Annotated in this window: 21 protein-coding genes; 12 read left to right on the forward strand and 9 right to left on the reverse strand. The window is 42.7% G+C overall.

The annotated features are described in order from the left end of the window. Positions 1-50 precede the first annotated feature (50 nt). The 6 genes from M301_RS02615 (at position 51) to M301_RS02640 (ending at position 6259) form a co-directional block, all read left to right on the forward strand. Positions 51-1724, forward strand: coding sequence for an OFA family MFS transporter (locus M301_RS02615; RefSeq protein ID WP_013147206.1), 1674 nt, complete (start codon positions 51-53; stop codon positions 1722-1724). 104 nt (positions 1725-1828) lie between these two features. Continuing rightward, positions 1829-2278 carry a 6,7-dimethyl-8-ribityllumazine synthase gene (gene ribH, locus M301_RS02620; RefSeq protein WP_013147207.1) on the forward strand — a complete coding sequence of 150 codons (450 nt, stop codon included), beginning with the start codon at positions 1829-1831 and terminating at the stop codon, positions 2276-2278. After that, positions 2275-2802 (forward strand): transcription antitermination factor NusB, encoded by a 528-nt coding sequence (gene nusB, locus M301_RS02625; protein WP_013147208.1) that lies wholly within the window; start codon positions 2275-2277, stop codon positions 2800-2802. Before ribH ends, nusB begins: the two co-directional genes overlap by 4 nt. Positions 2803-2997: 195 nt before the next feature. Then, positions 2998-3822: a Stp1/IreP family PP2C-type Ser/Thr phosphatase gene (locus M301_RS02630; protein WP_013147209.1), complete on the forward strand. Its 825-nt coding sequence runs from the start codon at positions 2998-3000 to the stop codon at positions 3820-3822. A gap of 11 nt (positions 3823-3833) precedes the next feature. Beyond that, a complete protein-coding gene (locus M301_RS02635; protein ID WP_013147210.1) occupies positions 3834-4568 on the forward strand; it encodes an FHA domain-containing protein in 735 nt (244 codons plus the stop codon). A gap of 59 nt (positions 4569-4627) precedes the next feature. Then, complete coding sequence (locus M301_RS02640; protein WP_013147211.1) at positions 4628-6259, forward strand: HD family phosphohydrolase; 1632 nt, start codon at positions 4628-4630, stop codon at positions 6257-6259. 158 nt (positions 6260-6417) lie between these two features. Here M301_RS02640 and M301_RS02645 read toward each other — a convergent pair whose 3' ends face one another. The 5 genes from M301_RS02645 to M301_RS02665 all read right to left on the reverse strand — a co-directional run bounded on the left by M301_RS02645 (position 6418) and on the right by M301_RS02665 (position 10813). Continuing rightward, a complete protein-coding gene (locus tag M301_RS02645; RefSeq protein ID WP_013147212.1) occupies positions 6418-7143 on the reverse strand; it encodes a UDP-2,3-diacylglucosamine diphosphatase in 726 nt (241 codons plus the stop codon). 102 nt (positions 7144-7245) lie between these two features. Further along, positions 7246-7737, reverse strand: coding sequence for a peptidylprolyl isomerase (locus M301_RS02650; RefSeq protein ID WP_013147213.1), 492 nt, complete (start codon positions 7735-7737; stop codon positions 7246-7248). 44 nt (positions 7738-7781) lie between these two features. Beyond that, positions 7782-8375: a peptidylprolyl isomerase gene (locus M301_RS02655; protein WP_013147214.1), complete on the reverse strand. Its 594-nt coding sequence runs from the start codon at positions 8373-8375 to the stop codon at positions 7782-7784. A gap of 49 nt (positions 8376-8424) precedes the next feature. After that, on the reverse strand, positions 8425-9651 hold the full coding sequence (locus M301_RS02660) for a L,D-transpeptidase family protein (RefSeq protein WP_013147215.1): 1227 nt from the start codon (positions 9649-9651) through the stop codon (positions 8425-8427). 115 nt (positions 9652-9766) lie between these two features. Continuing rightward, positions 9767-10813, reverse strand: a complete 1047-nt coding sequence (locus M301_RS02665) for a tetratricopeptide repeat protein (protein ID WP_013147216.1) — start codon at positions 10811-10813, stop codon at positions 9767-9769. A gap of 175 nt (positions 10814-10988) precedes the next feature. Here M301_RS02665 and cysS point away from each other — a divergent pair, with 175 nt between their 5' ends. The 6 genes from cysS (at position 10989) to M301_RS02695 (ending at position 19191) form a co-directional block, all read left to right on the forward strand. After that, positions 10989-12398: a cysteine--tRNA ligase gene (gene cysS, locus M301_RS02670; protein WP_013147217.1), complete on the forward strand. Its 1410-nt coding sequence runs from the start codon at positions 10989-10991 to the stop codon at positions 12396-12398. 9 nt (positions 12399-12407) lie between these two features. After that, entirely contained in the window at positions 12408-14111 is a 1704-nt protein-coding gene (locus M301_RS02675; RefSeq protein ID WP_148218570.1) for an O-linked N-acetylglucosamine transferase, SPINDLY family protein, read from the forward strand. Between the two features lie 199 nt (positions 14112-14310). Continuing rightward, a complete protein-coding gene (locus tag M301_RS02680) occupies positions 14311-15963 on the forward strand; it encodes a GGDEF domain-containing response regulator (RefSeq protein WP_013147219.1) in 1653 nt (550 codons plus the stop codon). 105 nt (positions 15964-16068) lie between these two features. Continuing rightward, entirely contained in the window at positions 16069-17310 is a 1242-nt protein-coding gene (argJ, locus tag M301_RS02685; protein ID WP_013147220.1) for a bifunctional glutamate N-acetyltransferase/amino-acid acetyltransferase ArgJ, read from the forward strand. Further along, on the forward strand, positions 17311-18186 hold the full coding sequence (locus M301_RS02690; protein WP_013147221.1) for an ATP-binding protein: 876 nt from the start codon (positions 17311-17313) through the stop codon (positions 18184-18186). Between the two features lie 12 nt (positions 18187-18198). Then, entirely contained in the window at positions 18199-19191 is a 993-nt protein-coding gene (locus tag M301_RS02695) for a Nudix family hydrolase (protein ID WP_013147222.1), read from the forward strand. On the opposite strand, the gene M301_RS02700 is transcribed toward M301_RS02695, so the two are convergent. The 4 genes from M301_RS02700 to coaE form a co-directional block, all read right to left on the reverse strand. After that, a complete protein-coding gene (locus tag M301_RS02700; RefSeq protein WP_013147223.1) occupies positions 19181-19690 on the reverse strand; it encodes a copper chaperone PCu(A)C in 510 nt (169 codons plus the stop codon). The genes M301_RS02695 and M301_RS02700 overlap by 11 nt on opposite strands. A gap of 6 nt (positions 19691-19696) precedes the next feature. Then, positions 19697-19909: a DNA gyrase inhibitor YacG gene (locus M301_RS02705; protein ID WP_013147224.1), complete on the reverse strand. Its 213-nt coding sequence runs from the start codon at positions 19907-19909 to the stop codon at positions 19697-19699. Between the two features lie 121 nt (positions 19910-20030). Further along, positions 20031-20789, reverse strand: a complete 759-nt coding sequence (gene zapD, locus M301_RS02710; RefSeq protein WP_013147225.1) for a cell division protein ZapD — start codon at positions 20787-20789, stop codon at positions 20031-20033. Between the two features lie 98 nt (positions 20790-20887). Further along, entirely contained in the window at positions 20888-21502 is a 615-nt protein-coding gene (gene coaE, locus M301_RS02715; RefSeq protein ID WP_013147226.1) for a dephospho-CoA kinase, read from the reverse strand. Between the last annotated feature and the right edge of the window lie 4 nt (positions 21503-21506).

The raw sequence follows: 21506 nt of genomic DNA on the forward strand, positions 1-21506 counted from the left end.
GTAACATAACGTAATTACGCAATAATAATTCTTATATATAAGAGGGTGGCATGGCGAATTTTTTATCTAAAGAACATATTACCGCAAATGCAAATTTTAATCGCTGGCTAGTGCCGCCGGCAGCATTAGCGGTGCATTTGTCCATTGGTATGGCGTATGGTTTCAGTGTGTTTTGGAAGCCGTTAGGCAATGCGCTTGTGGGCGCGGATGGCAAGCCCTTAGCTGCTTGTGCGGCTGGAGCGACTAACTTATCTGAAAAACTATCAGGCACGGCAAGGGCTTTATTTGCGACAGATTGTAATTGGACCCAGTTTGATTTGGGTTGGATGTTTACTTTGTTTTTTGTGTTGCTAGGTTGCTCGGCAGCACTTTGGGGTGGCTGGTTAGAGCGTGAAGGACCACGTAAAGCCGGTTTGGTTTCTATGGTGTTGTGGTGCGGCGGTTTGCTTATTTCGGCGTATGGTGTTTATGCGCATCAATTGTGGTTGATGTGGCTGGGCAGTGGTGTGATTGGCGGTATAGGTCTTGGTTTAGGTTATATTTCACCAGTGTCTACCTTGATTAAATGGTTTCCTGACCGTCGAGGTATGGCAACTGGTATGGCGATTATGGGCTTTGGTGGTGGTGCAATGATAGGCTCACCACTTGCTACTAAGCTGATGGGGCACTTTGCAACGCCAACCAATCCTGGTGTTTGGCAAACATTTGTTGCCTTAGCTGCGATTTATTTTGTATTCATGTTATGGGGTTCGCTAAGCTATCGCGTGCCGCCAACTGGCTGGAAACCTGCCAATTGGACGCCGCCAGCAGCGCAAAATAATGCGATGATTTCCAGTAAGCATGTACATCTTAAAAACGCTCATAAAACGCCGCAGTTTTGGTTATTGTGGTTGGTGTTATGTATGAACGTGTCAGCTGGCATTGGTATTATTGGCGCGGCTGCACCTATGCTGCAAGAAACCTTCGGTGGTGCGCTGATAGGTCAGCCTGATATTGGCTTTGCTGATATTAAAAAAGATGAAGCGCTCACGGCTGCTGCTGCGGCAGTAGGTGCGGGTTTCGTTGGCTTGATTTCATTGTTTAATATTTTTGGCCGTTTTGCTTGGGCGACTTCATCAGATAAACTGGGTCGTAAACGCACTTACTATATTTTCTTTGTGTTGGGCACATTGATGTATTGCACAGCGACTTATGTAGCGGGTTTTAAATCACTGGCCTTATTTGTTGGTGCATTTTGTGTGATCGCTTCCATGTATGGCGGCGGCTTCGCTACGATACCCGCATATTTGGCGGATATGTTCGGTACACAGTTTGTTGGTGCGATTCATGGGCGTTTACTTACTGCATGGTCTACAGCAGGTATTTTAGGGCCAGTCGTCGTGAATTATATGCATGACACGCGTTTAGAAGCCAAAGTGCCATTTGACCAAGTGTATGCGCCAATTTTTCTGGTGTTAGCTGGTTTGCTTGTAGTGGGTTTTATCGCGAATTTTCTAGTCAAACCAGTCAATGAAAAATACTATATGACAGACGCTGAGCTTGAAGCGGTAAGAAAACTAGCGCATGAAAAATCTGAAGCTACAAATGCAAATGGTGCCGTGAATAGTGTCTCGCAATCGGCTAGTCATCCAATTTTAGTAGTGCTTGCATGGGCTTTGGTGTTGATTCCGATTAGCTATGGTATTTGGAGCACCATACAAAAGGCTTGGGGATTATTTCATTAAATCAGTTGTATAGCGCTTACATCAGCATTTTTACTAAATCATTAGCAGTGATATGCGGTAAAATACAGTTTTGTGAATTGTGCGGTAGCGCTTAAGGATAAAACGTGAGAGAAATTGAAAAGAACTTAGATGGATCAGGCCTGCAAATCGGTGTAGTGCTTTCAAGATTTAACAGTGATATTGGCGATGGTTTGCTTAGTGCATGTACCGCAGAGTTACTGAAGTTAGGCGTTGCGAGTGATGACATTACCATTGCAACTGTACCAGGCGCATTAGAAACACCGTTGGTTTTGCAGCACATGGCGATTAGCGAGAAGTTCGATGCATTGATTGCGCTAGGCGCGATTATTCGCGGTGAAACTTACCATTTTGAAGTGGTTTCAAACGAGTCTGCACGCGGTATTTCAGAAGTACAGTTTAATACGGGTGTTCCAGTTGCGAATGCAGTGCTGACTACTGAAGACGATGATCAAGCGATTGCGCGTATGCATATAAAAGGCGCAGAAGCCGCACAAGTAGCCATTGAAATGGCTAATTTGGTTAGATCGCTATGATGGCTGAGAATGACGCTTCATTAACCAGCCTAGTCGTAGAAAAAGAAGTTGATCAAAAAAATGTATCAAAAAAACCATCAGCTAAAAAGAAGTCTGGGCAAAATCGCAGAAAATCACGCGAGTTGGTATTAAAAGCGGTTTATCGCGGAATGTTGAATCAGTCCGAGATGACTGCTGTGTATCGTGATATGGCAGAAGACCCAGATTATGCAAAGGCAGATGAAGCTTATTTCAAACAATTGCTTGAAGCTGTTGGAGAGCATGCAACTGAACTTGATGAAAAAATGGCTGCATTTATTGATCGTCAAGTCAGTGAATTAAGCCCGATAGAGCATGCGATTTTACAAATTTCTGGTTGCGAATTGATGTTCGATATGAGCATTCCATATCGAGTCGTGATTAATGAAGGCGTTGAGTTAGCTAAGATATATGGCGGGATTGATGGCCATAAATATATCAACGGCGTGTTAGATAAGCTGGCTGCTGATGTACGTGCTTCTGAAGTTCTAAGTAATAAGAATTAAAGTCGCTCAAAATTAAAGCATTTAGGCTATTAAATGACGCACACTAATCTGTGATGGCAATTGATGATTAAAGAGATGCTTATGTCAGTAAAGTTTCTGATTCCATCATGTTGTTAATCTTTCTGCATACTCTTGGTGAAAAAGCGCAGAATGTCGCGACTCTACGCGATGCTAATATCGAGCTAGCCGGCTAATATGAACTTAAGTGGCGTGCTAGAAATTGTGCGTTTAACTGATGTTGGTTTGCTACGTGACCATAACGAAGATGCAATTGCTAGTGATGACACGATGGGGTTTGTCGTGCTTGCTGATGGGATGGGTGGCTATAAAGCAGGTGAAGTGGCAAGTGAGATGGCTGTGCTCAGTATTGCCGCCGAGTTAATGGAAGGCTTGGCAAATCAGCAGCCAGGAAAAGTTGATTCGGCATTAGGTAAGCAAGCAGAAGCGCAGTTGATTGTTGATGCGGTTAAAAGTGCTAACGAAGTTATTTATAGTGTTTCTCAATCTCAGCCACAGTGTGCCGGTATGGGCACCACGCTTGTTGTAGGGGTCTTTACTAATAATAAATTACTCGTTGGGCATATTGGCGATTCGCGCATGTATAGACTGCGCAATCAAGTATTAAGCCAAATAACGGAAGACCATTCATTACTGCAAGAACAGATTAAGTCAGGCCTTATTACGCCAGAACAAGCAAAATATTCTGCCAATAAAAACTTAGTCACACGAGCTTTGGGTGTTGACCCAGAAGTTGAGTTAGAGCTCAACGAGTATGATGTTGAGGTAGGTGATATATACTTAGTTTGTTCAGATGGCTTAAGCGACTTAGTTGATGATGAGGTAATCGAATCTGCGCTTAACAAGCTCATGCCAGATATCAACGTCGCCGCACAAGCGCTAGTGCAGTTGGCGAATGAAAATGGTGGAAAAGACAATATTTCTGTCATACTTATTCTGGTAAAAGAGTCTTTTGAGTACACTAAGACTTGGCGCGATAACTTTTTTAATTGGTTAAAATAGCAGGGTGGATAATGGCTAAGCTAATTTTTTCTTTAGATAGTAATATTTTGAATGAGTTTCTACTCGATAAAGAGCGCATTACTATTGGCCGAAGACCAACTAATGACATTCATATCGATAATCTAGCCGTAAGCGGCGAACATGCTGTGATACTTAAAAAGGGCGATGATTTTTATATCGAAGATAAAAATAGTACCAATGGTACAGAAGTTAACGCCAAGTTGGTCAAAAGTTATTTGTTGCAGTCAGGTGATTTGATTTCATTTGGCAAGCATCAATTGAAATTTATCAATGACGCTAAGTTACAAAACCACAGCGGCAGTGATTCAGCCTTTGAGAAAACCGTGTTTCTTCGCCCAGCCGAATTAACGGAAATGATGAAAGCACAGGCTCAAGTAGAGCCTAGCACTGCATTGCCAGACACGGTTATCTCAGAGAAACCAGTATTACCATTAGCTGAAAAGTCAGCGCCTGCGATGGCGGTTGGCAGAGTACAAGTCTTAAACGGCTCTAGTGCAGGTCGAGAGCTGATTCTTAATAAAGCACTGACCACCTTGGGTAAAACAGGTGTGCAAGTGGCGGTAATCACTAAGCGGCCTCAGGGTTACTTCGTTACGCACGTTGAAGGCAAAGTGTTTCCTATTGTCAATGGTAGCTCTATTGGCTCGCAGGCCTTTGAGCTGAGCGACCATGACGTGATAGAGCTTGCTGGCGTGAAAATGGAGTTTTATTTAGATAAAGTTTAGTCTGAATTAATCAATATGAAAATCACTTTTACCCTAAACCTTATGATCAATTCAATAGCATGATGGATCAACAACACCCTTATTTACTAAAACGACTTGAGCGCCTAAATACGATAGGTGTCGCGCTTTCTGCTGAACGGGATAATAAACGCCTTTTAGAAACGATATTGCTAGGCGCGCAGGAAATTACCAACGCAGATGGCGGTACGTTGTACACCATTACCGATGATAAGCACCTTAAGTTTGAAATCATGCGTAATAAAACGCTAGCGCTTGCGATGGGCGGTACAACAGGCAAGGAAATTCCATTTTTGCCTATTCCTTTGTATTTAGATGATGGTCGACCTAACTTAACCACGGTGGCTGCATACGCGACCGTGAACGATAAAACCGTTAATATTGAAAATGCCTATAGTGCTCAGAATTTCGACTTTACTGGCACGCGTAAATTTGATGAGAAGACTGGCTATCACTCTCAGTCATTTTTAACGATTCCGATGAAAAACCATGAGTCGGAAGTCATCGGTGTACTTCAGCTCATCAATGCGATTGACATTGATACGCATGAAATTATTCCATTCTCGCAAGCTAATCAAAGTTTGGTTGAATCGTTAGCGTCACAAGCTGCGGTTGCGATGACCAACCAGAATCTGATTGAAGGTTTGAAAGGCTTATTTGAAGCCTTTATTGAGTTGATGGCGGAAGCCATTGACCAAAAATCTCCATACACTGGCGGGCATTGCCGGCGTGTACCAGAGCTTACTTTGATGTTGGCACAAGCCGCTATCGATGCTAAAGAAGGTCCGCTTAAAGACTTTACACTCAATGAAAAAGAATTTTATGAGCTGAAGATTGCCGGTTGGTTGCATGACTGCGGTAAAGTCACTACGCCAGAATCTGTGATGGATAAGCCCACTAAGTTATCTGGCATATTCGACCGTATTGATCTGGTTGATCAACGATTTGAATTACTTAAAAAGCAAGCTGAATGTGACATTCTGAAAAAACAAGTTGAAGCTTTGAAAAGTGGACAAGTGCAAGATGTTGCTAAATTAGATTCTGAGCTGTTAGCTTTTAATCAGCAATGTGATGAAGATCGTGAGTTTTTAAGAAAGTCTAATTTCGGCAGTGAGTCTATGACGGATGAGGATCAGCAACGAGTCATTAATATTGCTGCGAATCAGTTAGTCAATGCAAATGGCAATTCAAGGCCATTTTTGAGTGAAAATGAAGTCTATAACCTCAATATTACGCGTGGTACGTTGACCAAAGAAGAGCGAGAGATTATTAATAATCATATCGTTGTGACTATTCATATGCTGGATTCTTTGCCTTACCCAAATGGCTTAAAACGCGTGCCAGAATACGCCTGCGGCCATCATGAGCGCATGGATGGTCGAGGTTACCCAAAAGGATTAACACGTGAGCAAATGTCTGTCCCAGCCCGAGTAATGGGGATTGCGGACATTTTTGAGGCGCTGACTTCAAAAGACCGACCGTATAAGAAGGCTAAGACACTATCAGAATCATTATATATTTTAGGCAAGATGAAAGTAGATCATCATATCGACCCTGATTTATTCGATATTTTTGTGCGTGAGAAAGTTTACTTGAGATACGCTCAGCAATTCTTAGAGCCTGAACAGATTGATGAAGTTGATGAGTCTAAGATTCCTGGCTATCAACCTTAGGGTACTTCTATAAATTCAAACTTCGTCATGATGCTTCGTTACTCAGAAAAAACCTCGTTATATCATCATTTATATACCGCCTCGTTTTTTTTTCGCGCCTCGCCTGACTTAGAGTTTTGAATTTATGAAAGTACGCTCTTCATAAGAAGTTGCTATGGTTATAGTGACATAGCCTCACAGCCAAACTGATTACAGCTCAGGTAGCTGCCTTGTTCGTACCAATCGCCTAATACCCATCTTGTTATCTTGTGGCCGTCTAATTGAATTTGATGTTCATGGGGGCGGTGTGTGTGACCGTGGATTAGCATCTCAGGATAGTGGTGAACTCTTAATAAGTGGTCAACAGCCGCTTGGTTAACATCCATGATCTGCATGGATTTCTGTGATTTTTCATGTTCACTACGCATGCGGATAGCTTCGATCTGGTCTTTCCTGACTTGTAGCGGTAATTTCAGAAAATCTTCCTGCCATTCAGCTGCACGTACTTGTACACGGAATTTTTGATATTCCACATCATCTGTACATAAATCATCGCCATGGCTGAGTAAAACAGTTTTGCCGTGTAGATTGATGATGCTCGGATCTGGCAGTAAAGTCATTCCCGCCGCATCGCAAAACTCGCTGGAAATCAGAAAGTCACGATTACCATGCATTAAGTAAAGTTTAACCCCAGAGTCGGCTAGACGCTTAAAGGCTGAGATAATAGGTAGGTGATGCATGTCTTGAATATCATCGTCGCCTGCCCAGTATTCAAACAAATCACCTAAAACGTACAGCGCAACTGCTTGTGATGCAGTGTCTTTTAGAAAGTCTAAAAATGCCGCAGTGATATGTGGTCGACTGGCACATAAATGCAAATCGGAGATAAATAGACTTTGACCCATTAAGCTCTGGCTTAATTGATTGTCCGATTTATCTCCGAGATTTTTCATGTTAAACAGCGTAATCCAATCTGATTGCTAGATTACAGTTTAACGCCACAAACATTAGCAGCGTGTTGCTTTTTCAATGATAACGTTCTCAACAGGCACGTCTTGGTGGCCTTTTTTGCTGCCAGTTTTCACTTTTTTGATTTTATCAACAACATCCATGCCTGCTGTCACTTTGCCGAAAACACAGTAACCCCAACCGCTGCTTGTAGGTGCTGAATGGTTTAGGAAGTCATTATTGCCAGCGTTAATGAAAAATTGATTGCTGGCTGAATGTGGCGCAGAAGTGCGTGCCATGGCAATGGTGTATTGATCATTCGTTAGGCCATTGTCTGCTTCATTTTTAATTTCATCTGCAGACTCTTTTTGATTCATCGTAGTATCAAAACCACCACCTTGAATCATAAAGCCATCAATCACACGGTGAAAAATCGTGCCATCATAAAAGCCTTTGTCTACATATTGCAAAAAATTTGCTACGGTAATTGGTGCTTTTTCTGCATCGAGTTCTAAAGTAATTTCGCCAAAATTTGTAAGTAGTTTAACCACAAAATATCCTTAATGTTAAAAGTGTAAATAAAGCCTATAAAGGCCTAGTTGTTAGTTGCGTTAGTATTGAGTTTAACTTGGTGTATTACTATTGCTGATTTCGGTACGTCATAGTATTGCCCAACGTTTATAGTAGGAGTAATGCCAATTTCTCGCACGACATCCATGCCTTTTAATACACGACCGAATACGCAATATCCGATAAGTTCAGGGTCTGGACCTTGATAGTTGAGCTGAACATTGTTTTCAAGATTGATAAAAAACTGCGCCGTTGCTGAATCTGGATCGCTAGTTCTAGCCATGGCAATTGTACCAATTTCATTTTTTAGTCCATTAGCCGCTTCATTGCTAATAGGTGCGAGTGTTTGCTTTTCAGACATGTCGGCATTAAAGCCACCGCCTTGTATCATAAAATGATTGATGACACGGTGAAAAGTAGTTTCTTTGTAAAATCCAGAGTTCACATATTTCAAGAAGTTAGCGACCGTTTTGGGCGCCTTTTCAGGGTATAACTCAACCACAAAATTGCCGCGATTCGTTTCAAATGTGACTTGAGGATTGGCGGCTATTGCAGACGTACTGAATACTGCAAAGGCTGAAGAAACTGCAAGTATGGCAACAGCATAAAATTTACGCATAGACTTCCTTAAGGTTAAAGCAAACGTTAGGGTGAATTAAAATGGCGAGTTAAGCCGAACCTTCGTAGATGATTTTCCAAGTATTATCTTCTTGAATCCAGTACTGACGTTTTTGCATTTTATTGCTCAAAGTTGGACTTTTAAAGTCTTGTGTAAAATCAACGACTACTAATTTCTTATCTGCATCTGGGTAGGCGAACATGCTGATGTTGGATAACGCAATATCAACTTTTGGCTTACTTGCTTGCACCGTGAATTTATGATCTGACCATTGCTGGAAGTTAATCCCATCGGTAGAAAAAGCTCGCGAATAGTGTGAAAGGTATTTAGGCGTGTTTTGTGACTTCCAGTCGCTCAGCCAGCTATTCATCGCTACTTGTAAGGTGTCTTTGTCGGCGCTTGTGTTATCCGCATCTATCCACTTTAAGTGATTGGCAATAATCACAGGCGTTTTACCAGTTTGCAGTATCGGAGCAATGGCATTTAAGTCTTGGTTGGTCAATACAACGCAGCCGTCACTTGCGTTAGGTGGTCGACTGTAGGTATTGCTTGGTGTGCCATGCAGCCAAATGCCAGAACCACTTCTGTTGTGTTGCATATCCCACTCGTTAGGGTAGTTCAGAGGATAAGCACCATTGCCATACATATCAGCCAGTGGCTTGGTTAATTTTTGGCTGGCAAAATAAACACCAATCGGAGTGCGTTTGTCGCCTTCTGTTTGCTTACCAACACCATTTTTGCCTACCGTTACATAATAGTCGGCAACATAACTCAAATTGCCACCGTTATTTTTATACAAATATAAGCGTGATTTGTCAGTATCAACCACAATCAGATGACTTTGTTGGTCATTAGGTGCGAGGAGTAGGTTGGGCAGTTTATCTAAATTTTCATTAGATAGATAACGCTCAATTCTTACACGCGCTTCAGCTTGCAGATCTTTAACTGCTGCGGCTTGACTCACATTGGCGTTACCAAAAGCCTGCAAATGTTGCGCTTGAGCCATCAGTAAGTCGCCACGCACGAGGTAGGCTAGTTTGAAGTTAGGAATTTTTTCGATGAGTTCATCAACGGTGTTGAGTGCTTGCTGGTTTTTGCCTTGTGTAATCTCTAGCAAACTTTTTACCAGTAAATTTTCAGCTATGCCAGTGAGTGACCGTAACTCAGGTTTACGCAATAAATTGCTCAAGCTGTAGCTATTGACCGCCGTCGCATTCCACGGCACAAGAGTAATCGCCGCCAATAGTACGTATGTTAAACCTTTATTTAAAGCCATTTCTCAACAAATTACCTTATAAAACTGCAATGAAGTAACATCTGCAAAAGCCAAACAAAGTTGCCGTCAATAATGACATGCAACTTTATTATTGAAGCTAGTGAACTAGTAAGTTTTAGTTGCCAGCAATTTCTTGCTCAATGAACCAGTTGTTACCTTGCTTTTTCATCATCAGTGTTTTGGTGGTGAAAATTGGTTTAGAGTCAGCACGATATGACTGTTTGAAGCGTACTTTAGCGCTATTTTCCTCTGTAGAAGTAATGTTGATGTTAGATACATCAACATTGATTTTAGCCGGTCTAGTGATGCGTTCACGTCGTTGTTGCTCCCAAGCTTTGCGGCTTTCACCTTTTGCTGGTTGGAAGCTTGCGCCGTAACTTGCAAAGTACTGGTCAAGATTCTTTGTTGACCATGCTTGCGCCCAGTTGTTCACAGCCGAAGTAATGTCAGCATCGTTATTTTTTGCAGGCTCAACATTTTTAGTCGATTCTACTTTAGCAGGTTCAACACTTGTTTTTGTCGAAGTAGTTGTTACTTTTTTTACGTCAGCAGTTTTTGTATCTGCTGGGCGTATAGGGTTCGCTACTTTAGTATCTACTTTAGCAGGCTCTTTAGAGGCTAATGTGGTTTTGTTACCTGTGCCAAACAAGTCTTTGATCATTGATAACTTGCCTTCTGCGCGGGTGTTGCTTGTATCTAGTTGCAGTGCTTTGTCGTAAGCTTCAGAAGCCATACGTGCATAAATATCACCTAAATTTTCATGTGCTGTGGCATAGCTTGGATGAGTTTTTATTGCAGTTTCAAGTGCTTTTCTAGCTTTATCGAATTGACCTTGGTCAGCGTAAAGTACCGCTAAATTGTTATATGGCTCAGGTAAATTAGGGAATTTTTCAGTCACATCAGTAAATGTGCGAATCGCTTCATCACGACGGCCTTGCTCTGCAAGTAATACGCCTTTCATGAACATTGCTTGTGCATTTTTTGGGTTAGCAACAATATAGGTGTTCAAGCGGTCAATGGCAACAGCAGATTGGCCTTGATCCGCAAGTTGTGAAATGTCTTTAAGCTCGTCTGCGTGTGCCGCAGGCGCTAATAAACTCACGGCAACTACCAAGAAAGACCGTGCGATTAAAGCGTTTAGCAAAGAAATATATTTATTCATTGTGATATACTTTTTCTAGTTAAATGACAAAGCGTAATTCTATCAATAGCCTAGCTAACATCCAATAGCTCATTTGAGATTATTACCATATATTTAGCAAAAACTTCTAAATCATTCATTTACTTAACTACCATTCATTAACAATTTCCTTTAATTCTCGTTTAACCATCAGATTATGCTAAAAATTTACAATACGCTCGCTCGTGAAAAACAAACCTTCACGCCAATTGTCGCTGGAAAAGTGAGTATGTATGTCTGTGGTATGACCGTTTATGACTATTGCCATTTGGGTCATGCCCGCGTCATGGTGGTGTTCGATATGGTCAGCCGCTGGTTGCGCAGTTCTGGCTATGCCGTGACCTATGTACGCAATATCACAGATATTGATGACAAGATTATTAAACGCGCTAATGAGAATGGTGAAACGATAGGTCAACTCACCCAGCGTTTTATTGAAGCAATGGATGAAGACTCCGCAAAACTAGGCATCATTCGCCCTGATATTGAGCCGAAAGCCACTGAATTCATCGATGGCATGATACAAATGATTTCAGCCTTGATTGAAAAAGGCTTTGCCTACGTTGCTGCGAATGGTGACGTATTCTATTCAGTAAACAACTTTGAAGGCTATGGCAAGCTATCAGGCAAGTCACTTGAGGACTTGCGCGCAGGTGAGCGTGTCGAAGTGGATACGCATAAAAAAGATCCTATGGATTTCGTATTGTGGAAATCTGTGAAGCCAAACGAACCAAGCTGGGATTCGCCTTTTGGCGGACCTAACGGCGGAAAAGGCCGTCCGGGTTGGCACATTGAGTGTTCTGCGATGAGTTCGCATCACCTAGGTGAGCATTTTGATATTCATGGCGGCGGTCAAGACTTGCAATTTCCGCATCATGAAAATGAAATTGCACAATCAGAAGCCGCTCACAGCCATAATGGTGAACCTTGTCAAATGGTCAATTACTGGATGCATAACGGTTTTGTGCGGGTGGATGACGAAAAAATGTCTAAATCTTTAGGCAACTTTTTCACCATTCGTACCGTGTTGGAAAAATACGATGCTGAAGTCGTTAGATTCTTCATTTTGCGCGCTCACTACCGTAGTCCACTTAACTATTCTGACCAGCACTTAGATGACGCAAAATTAGCGCTCACACGCTTGTATACTTCATTACGTGGACACGTAGTTGCCGATGTTGCGATTGATTGGCAGCAGCCTCATTCAGCACGCTTTAAGGAGGCGATGGATGATGACTTCAATACGCCAGAGGCGATGGCAGTATTATTTGATTTGGCGAATGAAGTGAATAAAACTAAATCATTAGAAGTTGCTGCCTTACTCAAAAGCTTAGCTGGCGTTTTGGGTCTATTGCAACGTGATGCGGATGCGTTTTTGCAAGGCGATGTGGCAGCACAATTGGCAGGTACAGAGCTTAAAATTGACATTGATCAACTGGTGATTCAGCGTAATGAAGCCAAAAAAACTAAAAACTTCGCAGAAGCTGACCGAATCCGCAAAGAGCTTGCCGATGCTGGGATCGTACTAGAAGACACTGCATTAGGTACTACTTGGCGTAAGGGGTAAGTTCCGATTTTGTCCGATAATCAAACATTAACGCAGTTGCCACATGACGATATTGTGATGGCGCTGATTGAATTGTTTATGACTGGGCAGTATTTAGCACTAGAGCAACAGTTACTTGCATTATTGGATATTCATCCACACTGGTTAATCGGCTGGAAAATGCTGAGCGACACCTACATGGTGCAAAAGAAAGATGCTACGCACGCCGCATATCAAGCCTTGCAGCTAAATCAACTCGATCCGCAAGAGCATTGCTATTACGGATTAGCATTAAAAACTCAACATGATTTAATAGGTGCGGCTCAAGCTTTTGAGCGTGCAATTGAGTTAAAGCCAGATTATGTAGCAGCCATCAATAATCTAGGCATCGTTAAAAAAGATTTGGGTGATATTGAACAAGGTATCGCATGCTTTCAGCAGGCTTTGCAGTTAAAGCCGTCTTTTGCTAGCTGCTTTAGCAACTTGCTGTTTTGCTTAAGCCATGATGATGCAAGTACAGCCGAAATCCTATGGCAAAGACATTGCCAATTTGCGCAATATTATGAGAGCGCAACTAAAGCGAACATCAAAAAACATACTAATTTAAAAGCTCAAGGTAGAACGCTTAATATTGGATTTGTGTCAGCAGATTTACGTGAACATTCACTGAGTAACTTTTTTGAACCATTACTACCTTACTTACAGAAAAATCCTGAGCTCAATTTGTATGCCTATGCCGCAACCGCCATCGAAGATGCGACTAGTGAACGGCTAAAAGTTTATTTTAAGCAATGGCAAGTGGTCGATCAGATGAATGATGAAGACTTAGCCAATAAGATTCGCCGTGACGCAATTGATATTTTGGTGGATTTAGACGGACACACCTCAGGCAACCGACTCACTATGTTTGCACTTAAACCTGCGCCGATCCAAGTGAGTTGGCTGGGTTATCTAGCTACCACAGGGCTAAATAACATGGATTATTATTTAGGTGACGAATATCTGCTTCCACAAGGGCTGCTTGATAAACAGTTTACTGAAAAGCTAGTGCAACTACCCATTAACGCGCCATTCTCTCCTGTAGCAGAGTCGCCAGAAGTTAACTCACTTCCTGCTTTAAATAATGGCTATCTCACATTCGCGTGTTTTAACCGCACCAACAAAATAACACAAAGCACTGTGCAATTATGGAGCTCAGTGCTAGTGCAATTACCTACGTCCAAATGCTTGCTGATTGGCGACGCGCAAAGTGGTAATCATCAAAAGATACTCGATTGGTTTAAGCAGTATGGCGTTGATGCTTCTCGCTTAGTCTGGACGCCTAGAACTTCGATGCAGGGCTATCTCGCTTTGCATCATCAAGTAGATGTTTGTTTAGACACCATGCCTGCTAATGGCGTCACAACCACATGCTATGCTGCGTGGATGGGGGTGCCTACTTTGTGTATTGCAGGCGATCGAATGATAAGCCGAGGCGCTCAAGCTGTTATGCGCCATTTGAGCTTAGATGACTTTGTCGTCGCAGATGCTGCTGCGTATCTTGCAAAAGCCAGTTATTTTGCTGAGAATTTTGTTGAGCTTGCAGACGTTAGGCAGCAATTAAGATCTCGCTTTAAGCAATCATTATTCAGCCAGCCTGACATCGCAGCTAATGCCTTATACATAGCCTTTAGACAAATGTGGAAACGCTGGTGTGCCGGTAAACAAGCTAAAGCTTTTGTTGTTCGTTCATAACTCCTCGGCAAAGCAGTCGCTAATTTCTACATTAGTGTTGTGCTTTACACAATGGCATTTGGTTGGCGTAGTGATGAATGTTAATATTGAAATATATTGATTGACTCATTCATTCTCAACGCGTTGCTTTTAAATAAATCAGGTGCCACGCTTTGCATCTGAATACGCCGTTGTTTCTGGATTACCGTAAAGGTTATTGATGATGGGTAATATAGTGAAAGATTCGTTTTCTGAGCGCCTTGCAGCGATGAATAGTCACTGGAAGCGATATCTGCTGGAAGGTAAGTTTGAACAGTCTATTGAGTTCATCGTGGCGGTTAATAGTTTGGTGGATAGCTTCAATCGGTTGCGTATGTCTGGTTTAGTACGTTTGTGCGAAGGGCTTGAAAATGATGCTTTCGCCAAACTGTCTACTGAGAGTGCGCACCCAATTTCAGGTGGCGATCAAGAAAGCATACAAAAGAAAATTGACGTGTTAAATAGCACAGTTGAGTCTATGTTTTTATCACAAGAGGCATGCCGCCATCAGGATGGATGGCGTACTAAGGTGCATATTGATGCTAGGGGCGATCAATGGATAAAACCACGCAATGTCTTAGTGGTGGCTGATAACCATGGTTTTGACGTTGCGAATGAACTCAAAACACAATTGTCTTTTTTTGGATTTAAGATTGAAATTGTCGCTTGGGAAGACCAGCCTGCAATCAACAATACGCCTTTAGCGGTTATTTTTATGGGCGTTAATGTCGATGCGACTGAGCAGCAACTCGCAGTTATCGCTCACTTACACCAACAGTTTTTCTCTAGCCAGATGCTGTACTTGGGCGAGCCATTAAAGCCTGAATCGATTGTTAAGTTGATGCGTGCTGGAGTGGACGCGACTATCCCCATTAAAAACCACTCCACCATGGTACTCAGTCGTATCTTAGATTTAGTACAAACTGCCCCACAAGAAAAAAGCCACGTGCTGGTCGTTGAGGACTCTAGAGTGGCTTTAGCTTCGATAGAGAGAACGCTGGCTCAGTATGATATTGATACTTTTTCTATCAATAGCCCAGATAAGTTATTTGATGCACTTGAGGTGTACAGGCCAGATTTGATCCTGATGGATATGCACATGCCAAAATTCAATGGTGTGGAAGCTACGCGGGTGCTACGTCAAACAGAGGCTTATGCGACAATTCCTATTGTGTATTTATCCGCGGATTCTGAAGTCAGTATGCAAGTTGAGGCGCTTAGGTTAGGTGGCGACCAGTTTTTAATGAAGCCGTTTAACCCAGTGCTATTAGCCGCAGTGGTAGAAGCTAAAATTTCACGCTTTCGCGAGATGCAGCGTTCTACACAAATGGACGGTTTAACAGGTTTGCTTAACCATGCAAGTTCCAAGACTAAATTGGCCGCGATGTTGCGTGATTTACCGCTAGGCCAGGAAATGGCGATAGTCATGCTCGATATTGACCATTTTAAATCCATCAATGACGCCTATGGGCATCCCGTAGGTGATTTGGTGATACGCACCTTAGCTTATTTACTCAAAGGGCGTTTGCGCTCAATTGACCTGATTGGGCGCTATGGCGGAGAAGAATATATTGTTGGTTTGCCAGGCGTTGATGCCAGCCAAGCTGCAGTCATTATTGACAAGATTAGGCAAGATTTTGCACGCTTCACACATCACTATGCTGGCGGCGTCATTCACGCTACATTTAGTGCAGGAACAGCTTCTTATCCTGACCTAGGCAGTGTTTTTGAGATTATTGAAGCTGCAGACAATGCATTGTTGCAAGCCAAGCGCTTAGGTCGGAATCGCGTAGAGCAATATCAGTCTGAATCACAAGAAGCTGTTGGGCTTTGAGTTTCATTCATTAATATTTTATATACTCAAAACCCTGCCTGATATATTCAGTACAAACTCACTAATACGTTAAAATATTCAAATCGATCATTATGGAAAATTGCTATGCCCGTTAAATTAAACTCTCCAGAAGCCGCATCACTCTTGCCAGTTAAAGGCGTTCAATTAGGTTTTGCAGAAGCGCATGTGCGTAAACCAAACCGTAAAGATGTATTAGTGATGACCTTGGTTGAAGGCAGTAAAGTGGCTGGCGTATTTACCTTGAATCAGTTCTGTGCGGCACCGGTGATTTTGTGTAAAGACTTTCTTGCGCAAAAGTCAGGTATTCGCGCTTTGTTAGTGAATACAGGCAACGCAAATGCAGGTACTGGTGAAGAAGGCTTGAATCGTGCCAAACAAACTTGTGTAGCATTAGCCGGATTATTAAATTTGCAGGCTAACCAAATATTACCATTCTCAACAGGCGTAATTTTAGAGCCATTACCCGTCGATAAAGTCATTGCAGGCTTGCCCGCGGCGATAGCAAACCTAAAAGAAGATAATTGGTTGAATGCGGCTGAAGCGATTATGACGACGGATATCGTTGCCAAAGGTACATCGCGTCAAATTCAGCTTGGCGGCAAAACTGTCACCATTACTGGCATCAGCAAGGGTTCTGGCATGATTCACCCTAACATGGCGACTATGTTGGGTTATATTGCCACCGATGCTGCTGTGAGCCAGTCTGCGCTAGAAAGCATTATTCAATATGCTGTGAATAAATCATTCAACTGTATTACTGTGGATGGTGATACGTCGACCAATGACAGCTTGATTTTGATGGCAACTAATCTAGCTGGTAATACAGAAATTAACGAAGACGATGTTAAAAGTGCTAGTGCAGATTTTATTGCTCTGCGTGATGCGATGACAGATGTGGCGATTGAGTTAGCTCAAGCCATCGTGCGTGATGGAGAAGGCGCAACTAAATTTATGACCGTTAAAATTGAAGGCGGTCGCGACGAAGCTGAGTGTCGTAAAGTGGCTTATGCCATTGCCCACTCACCATTGATTAAAACTGCGTTTTTCGCATCTGACCCAAATTTAGGCCGTATCTTGGCTGCGATTGGCTACGCAGGTGTCGATAAGCTTGACGTCAACGCACTAAAGCTTTATCTAGGCGATGTGTTAGTGGCTGAGAATGGCGGCAGAGCTGCGGCTTACCTAGAAGAGCAAGGTTCAGCTGTCATGAAAGAGCCTGAAATTTTAGTACGTGTAGATTTAGCACGTGGCGATGCTTCATGCACAGTTTGGACATGTGATTTTAGCTATGACTACGTCAAAATCAATGCTGACTATAGGTCTTAAATGAGCGATTTTAGCCAGTTAATTCAACGCGCAGAAAGCTTATTAGTGCGGTTAGAAGCTTTTATCCCAAGCGCGCCCAGCGAGCCTGATTGGTCCGCCATCGCATGGCGCTGGCAGCACAATAAAGGACATGGTTATTTGGAAGTGATTCCTCATCCGCACCTTATTCAGTTGGATGATTTGCATAATATCGACCAGCAAAAAGCTGAAATTGTCCGTAACACCGCTCAATTTGTTAGAGGCTATACCGCAAACAATGTGTTGCTGACAGGCGCACGCGGCACAGGTAAATCCTCTATCGTTAAAGCTTTGTTAAGCCAGTTCTCGCAAGATGGACTGCGCATTTTAGAAATAGATAAGCAGGATTTAACGGATTTACCGCAAATTACAGCTCTGCTGCGTAACCGTTCTGAGCGATTTATCGTGTTTTGTGATGACTTGTCTTTTGAAGTTGGCGATGCTGGCTATAAAGCGCTAAAAGTGGTGTTGGATGGCTCGATGGCAGCGACTTCAGATAACATTTTAGTCTATGCCACGTCTAACCGCCGCCACTTGTTACCGGAATTTATGGCAGAGAGCTTAGAAACACAGCACTTAGGCGGCGAGATTAGACCGGGAGATACCATTGAGGAAAAAACCTCTCTGTCAGACCGATTTGGCATGTGGCTAGCTTTTTACTCGTTTGATCAAGATGAGTACCTTGCCGTAGCCGCGCAGTGGTTGCGTCATTATGGAACCTCAGTATTTGACGAAGCAGCTCGCACAGCAGCCTTACAATGGTCGCATACACGCGGCTCGCGTAGTGGTCGAATCGCTTACCAATTCGCACGAGATTACGCGGGTAGAAAACAACTTGCTGCCACGCATTCCGCTTGATACTTTAAACGCATGAATACAACAAAACGCAAAATTACGCACGCTGCGGTAGGTGTTATCCAGCGTGAAGATGGCTGGGTATTATTAGCAGAACGACCTGTTGGCAAGCCTTGGGCTGGATATTGGGAGTTTCCTGGCGGTAAGGTGGAAGAGGGCGAAACGCCACAGCAGGCGCTAAAACGTGAGCTGCAAGAAGAGCTTGGTATAGCGGTAGCATCACTCTACCCATGGCTAACGCGTAGCTTTGACTATGAGGCCAAATATGATGCGACAGGGCAGTTAGATTCACCAGCTAAAACCGTTAAGCTACATTTTTTTATTGTTACAAAATGGGATGGCGAACCACGTGGCTTGGAAAATCAGCAGCTAGTCTGGCAGCCGCCTGAAAACATTGAAGTTTCGCCGATGTTGCCAGCAAATGCGCCTATTTTCGCTGCGCTGAGTTTGCCGTCAAATTACGCCATTACAAATTTAAGTGAACTAGGGGAGGATTTGTTTTTTGAGCGCCTTAAAATTTCCTTAGATAATGGGCTGAAAATGTTACAGTTGCGCGAAAAGCAGCTCTCAAATCAAGCCTTTCAGACATTCGCCGAACGTGTAATTCAGCTGGCAAAACCATATAAAGCCAAGGTACTGATTAACTCCGGCAATCAATCTGCCTCAGCAGCTTTGAATGTTGCGGGCATACATTTTAACTCTACTGATTTAATGCAGTTGCAGGCAAAACCTGTAGGAATGCTATGCGGCGCCTCTTGCCATAATGCCGAACAATTAGCGCACGCAGCGGCACTAGGTATTGATTATGTGATGTTGTCTCCAGTAAAAGCGACACGTAGCCACCCTGATGAGGAGCCTTTGGGATGGAGTCAGTTTGCTAATTTAATTTCGGACTATGCTTTGCCGGTTTATGCACTTGGCGGTATGAGGCCACCAGATTTACACGAAGCAAAATCGCATGGCGCACATGGCATTGCCATGCTACGCAGTGCTTGGCTTAGTGAGTAGCGTTTTCGGGCGGTGCTTGTACTATAACGTTGATGGTTTGTTTGTAGTTGGGAGTATTTTTACTAGTTTTAATTTTGCTGTTAGATTTAAAGTGGAGCGTAAAATTCACTTGCTCACCCACAGTGAGTGGTTTTTTTAAATCGAATAGCATTAAGTGATAGCCACCAGGCGCAAGCTTGTAAGGTTCTCCAGCTTTTAGTGCTAAGTTTTCTAGCATGCGCATTTTCATCACACCATTTTCCATGGTCATATTGTGTATCTCTACACTATCGGTAACGTTACTTTCTATACTGACAAGCGTCATGTCCTGCTTGCTCAAAAACGTCATATAAGCGGCGCCTACTTCCTGCCCAGGATTAGTTGGCCGCACCCATGCATCTGTTATTGACACAAGATTTTTTGGCGCAACGATCTCTTTAGCATACAGTTGTGTGCCAGTAAGCGTTAGTATTAACGCTAAAGAGAGGCGGACAAAATATTGGTAGAAAGTATTTAGCATATAAATTTATTGCCTTGAAAAGTTGACGTCAGAAAACTCTTGTTCAAGATCATCTTCTTTAATTTCGACTGGAATCGCATACTGTTCACTTGCCCAAAGTCCTAAATCTATCATTTTGCAGCGTTCACCACAAAACGGCCTAAAGGCATTGCTAGGCGAAAATTCAGATAATTTTTTACAGTTAGGGCAGGCGACTAGTCGTTTCTTTGTGGTTTCCATATTGCTGAGCCGTGTTTCTTAGTTGATGATAATGCGACACTATTCAATGAATTTTTTTATTGAGAGTTTTGGTATAAAGCTCGCTAAAGATATAGCAACTTTTATTAGTCTTTTGCAGAGGTTATAAGTTGCACAACGTTAATGTAAAGTTGACATCTTCGTCATATTTTTGGGGCTTTTGAGTAAAGTCTAAAATATTGAAGCGGATATTGATCGCGTATTTATTCGCACTCACTTCAGGAAAACACGTGACGTTATCTGGAATATCAATTTTTAACATTTGGGCAGGTTTGCTGCCGCCAAGCATTTGCTGGTATGCGCCGTTAACAGCTACCAATTTAGTTGTCGATCCGCTACCACGCAATATACGCATAATAATCACAATGGCATCGTGCATAGGCACTAATGGACTAAGCCAGGTTTTCAAATCTTGTTGACGTCTATCTTCGCCCAGACCAAGCCAGTAATGGTAAGAAGGGACATCAAACTCACAAACGCCGCCAGGAATGCCAGCTCGCTGTTTGATACTCATCAACCATTCATTAGTGCGTAGCGTTTGACCTAGCTTAGTGTTTTCAGAGCGAAGTGATTCTGTAGCTGTATCAATTTCATTTAGAATTTCCGCTAGTTTTTGTGGCGCAATCGCGGGGTTGCCTTGTAGTGCATCCATCACCGCTCTTTGGCGACTGAGTTCTTGCATCAGGTCTGATCTTAATTCTGAGCGGTCAATAATATCTAATATTTGCAGTAGTGTAAGTAAAGCACAGTGGTGTTGGTACTCGTGGCTACCTTCAATGTTGTATAAAACTTTGGCGAATAGATCCTCTACACGTAAAAATGTGCGTATGCGTTCATTAAAAGGATAATCGTAGCTAGGCATGAATAATTTAACTAATCGTTCATTTAATTACTAGCAAAAAGGTGCCGTCTTAATCATGAAATTGTGTGCAAGTTAAAAGTTGAACTGAATTATCAAATTTATTTGCTAACTATGCAAGTTTTAATGAGTTTTTTATTAATTCGTATGACTTTTTCTTGTAGTTCAGCAAGTGTGCCGTCGTTTACGATAATTTCATCAGCGGATTTTAGCCGCACATTTCTAGTCACTTGTGCATTCATCATCTCTTTGACATCCGACTCGCTGATATTGCTTCGAGCCATAGCACGCTTGATTTGTAAGCTTTCATCGCAATCAATCACTAGAATCTTATCGGCCACTCCGTCGTAACGATTACTTTCAAATAAGAGTGGCATGACTAGAATTTGATAGGCAGGATGTAATCGCTTTTCATTCTCCGCGAGCTGCTTTAAAGCTTGATCGTGAATAGCTGGATGCATGAGCGCCTCAAGCTTCAGGCGTTCGGAAGGTTTGTTAAATATATGTTCGCGCAATTTGGCGCGATTCAATGATTCGTCAGCGTTTAAAAAATCTGCGCCAAAGATACGGGCGATTTCCTTTAGTATAGGCTGACCAGTCGCTGTGAGCGCATGGGAAATCACATCGGCATCGACAATAGGCACGCCTAGTGCTTCAAATTGTCTGGCAGCTTCACTTTTGCCAGAGCCTATACCGCCTGTAAGCGCCAAAATCATAGTT

This window comes from Methylotenera versatilis 301 (assembly GCF_000093025.1).
Classification (GTDB): domain Bacteria; phylum Pseudomonadota; class Gammaproteobacteria; order Burkholderiales; family Methylophilaceae; genus Methylotenera; species Methylotenera versatilis.

Coding starts and splice junctions, on each gene's coding strand:
- M301_RS02640 (WP_013147211.1), top strand. CDS start 4,628: ATGATGGATCAACAACACCCTTATTTACTAAAACGACTTGAGCGCCTA.
- M301_RS02695 (WP_013147222.1), top strand. CDS start 18,199: ATGAATACAACAAAACGCAAAATTACGCACGCTGCGGTAGGTGTTATC.
- M301_RS02645 (WP_013147212.1), bottom strand. CDS start 7,143: ATGGGTCAAAGTCTATTTATCTCCGATTTGCATTTATGTGCCAGTCGA.
- M301_RS02680 (WP_013147219.1), top strand. CDS start 14,311: ATGATGGGTAATATAGTGAAAGATTCGTTTTCTGAGCGCCTTGCAGCG.
- M301_RS02705 (WP_013147224.1), bottom strand. CDS start 19,909: ATGGAAACCACAAAGAAACGACTAGTCGCCTGCCCTAACTGTAAAAAA.
- M301_RS02690 (WP_013147221.1), top strand. CDS start 17,311: ATGAGCGATTTTAGCCAGTTAATTCAACGCGCAGAAAGCTTATTAGTG.
- M301_RS02700 (WP_013147223.1), bottom strand. CDS start 19,690: ATGCTAAATACTTTCTACCAATATTTTGTCCGCCTCTCTTTAGCGTTA.
- nusB (WP_013147208.1), top strand. CDS start 2,275: ATGATGGCTGAGAATGACGCTTCATTAACCAGCCTAGTCGTAGAAAAA.
- M301_RS02635 (WP_013147210.1), top strand. CDS start 3,834: ATGGCTAAGCTAATTTTTTCTTTAGATAGTAATATTTTGAATGAGTTT.
- M301_RS02630 (WP_013147209.1), top strand. CDS start 2,998: ATGAACTTAAGTGGCGTGCTAGAAATTGTGCGTTTAACTGATGTTGGT.
- M301_RS02660 (WP_013147215.1), bottom strand. CDS start 9,651: ATGGCTTTAAATAAAGGTTTAACATACGTACTATTGGCGGCGATTACT.
- coaE (WP_013147226.1), bottom strand. CDS start 21,502: ATGATTTTGGCGCTTACAGGCGGTATAGGCTCTGGCAAAAGTGAAGCT.
- M301_RS02615 (WP_013147206.1), top strand. CDS start 51: ATGGCGAATTTTTTATCTAAAGAACATATTACCGCAAATGCAAATTTT.
- M301_RS02655 (WP_013147214.1), bottom strand. CDS start 8,375: ATGCGTAAATTTTATGCTGTTGCCATACTTGCAGTTTCTTCAGCCTTT.
- cysS (WP_013147217.1), top strand. CDS start 10,989: ATGCTAAAAATTTACAATACGCTCGCTCGTGAAAAACAAACCTTCACG.
- M301_RS02665 (WP_013147216.1), bottom strand. CDS start 10,813: ATGAATAAATATATTTCTTTGCTAAACGCTTTAATCGCACGGTCTTTC.
- zapD (WP_013147225.1), bottom strand. CDS start 20,789: ATGCCTAGCTACGATTATCCTTTTAATGAACGCATACGCACATTTTTA.
- argJ (WP_013147220.1), top strand. CDS start 16,069: ATGCCCGTTAAATTAAACTCTCCAGAAGCCGCATCACTCTTGCCAGTT.